We start from the raw sequence: 1692 nt of genomic DNA, 5'->3' as shown, positions 1-1692 counted from the left end.
GCCCTTCTTGATCGCTTCGACGACCTTTTCGTGCTGCTGCTCCGAGACGACGGGAACTTCTTCGCCGTTGCAGTCGACGATCTTCCCGTCCTTGACGGTGTCGCCCTCGGCGAGCAGCGCTTCGTGGTTGATGAGTCGTTCGAGCTCGTCCCTGCGGATGACTCGTCCGGTGCCTGCGACGAAGACTGAGCGTTCGGTGCGGTCCTTGTTCTTCACGCCGATGTGGTTGAAGACCAGGTTGAGCAGCACAGCCATAAGTGTGGCCGAGGAGATTCCCGAGTGGAGGATGATGCCGACCCATGATGGGAAGGAGTTGTAGAAGTCGGGCTCGACGACGGGGATGATTCCGAAGGCCAGGGACACTGCGACGAGGATCATGTTGAGGTTGCCCTCGTACTCGACCTTCGACAGGGTGCGGATGCCCGAAGCAGCCACGGTGCCGAAGAGGACGATGCCTGCGCCGCCGAGGACGGGGGAGGGAATCGCGGCGACGACTCCTCCCATGACCGGGAGCAGGCCGAGGACGACGAGAATGACACCGCCGGCTGTGACCACGAAACGAGACTTCACTCCGGTGATCGCTACGAGTCCGACGTTCTGGGCGAAGGCCGATTGGGTGAAGGAGTTGAAGATCGGGGAGACTGCCGAGGACAGCATGTCCGCGCGCAGGCCATTGGAGATCCGCTTGGAGTCGACCTTGGTCTTGACGATTTCGCCCACCGCGATGATGTCGGCAGTGGTCTCTGCGAAGGTGACGATGACGACGATGAACATCGAGATGATCGCCGCAGCAGAGAAGGTCGGCATTCCGAAGGCAAACGGTTCGGGGAACGCGAACACTCCCCGATCAAGCACGTGGGAGAAATCGGCCCAGCCGAAGATGAGGCAGATGACAGTTCCGACCACGATTGCCAGAAGGATGGACAAGCGGGAGATCGCGGCCACAGGAATTCGGCTGAGTATGAGGACGACCGCGAGAGTGCCGACAGCGATGAGGATGTTGCGGCCGCTGCCGTAATCGGGCGCCTCGGCGTTTCCGCCCATGGCCCAACCGGCAGCCACCGGCATGAGGGATAGGCCGATCGTCGTGATGACGGTGCCTGTGACGACGGGTGGGAAGAACTTCACAATGAGCGCGAAGCCTGGAGCGACGATGAGGCCGATCACCGAGGCGACAAGGACTGCGCCGAAGACCTCCGGAAGCCCTTCACCTCCAGCGAGGATCGAGGTCATGGTGGCCACACCGGCGAAGGACACTCCCTGGACGAGCGGCAGTTGTGAGCCGAAGAACGGAACGCCGAACGACTGCAGAATCGTGGCCAGGCCGCCTATGAACAGGCATGATGCGATCAGTACGCTGATTCCGGCACCATCGAGGCCGGCGGCCTTGCCGATGATGAGGGGGACGGCGATGATGCCGCCGTACATGGTCAGTACGTGCTGAAGACCGTAGGCGAATGAGGTGCCGACTGGAAGTCTCTCGTCCTCTGGACGGGCCGCTTCTGCCTGGGAATTCTTGGGCGCCTGCTTTGATGTCGACATCTATCTCTCCGTTGAGTTATTCCCTGAGTAACAGCCTCGGGGCCCTCGCCTGGATGGGCGATTCGGGTGGTCGACTGAATGTGAGGGATCCGTGTGAATACTTCCAAGATGTGAAAGTATATTTCCTTATCGCAAAATGCTAGGTGAATG

Annotated in this window: 1 protein-coding gene; it reads right to left on the bottom strand. The window is 60.6% G+C overall.

Features of this window, described 5'->3' with window-relative positions; translation table 11 throughout:
• Window positions 1–1542: nucleobase:cation symporter-2 family protein (locus JFC13_RS19145; protein WP_198398619.1), on the bottom strand; the 1542-nt coding region annotated here is incomplete at its 3' end.
• Window positions 1543–1692: the final 150 nt, after the last annotated feature.

Origin of the sequence: Brevibacterium antiquum, assembly GCF_016107655.1 — a bacterium.
GTDB classification, from domain to species: Bacteria; Actinomycetota; Actinomycetes; order Actinomycetales; family Brevibacteriaceae; genus Brevibacterium; species Brevibacterium antiquum.
This window is presented reverse-complemented; position numbering and strand designations above follow the sequence as displayed.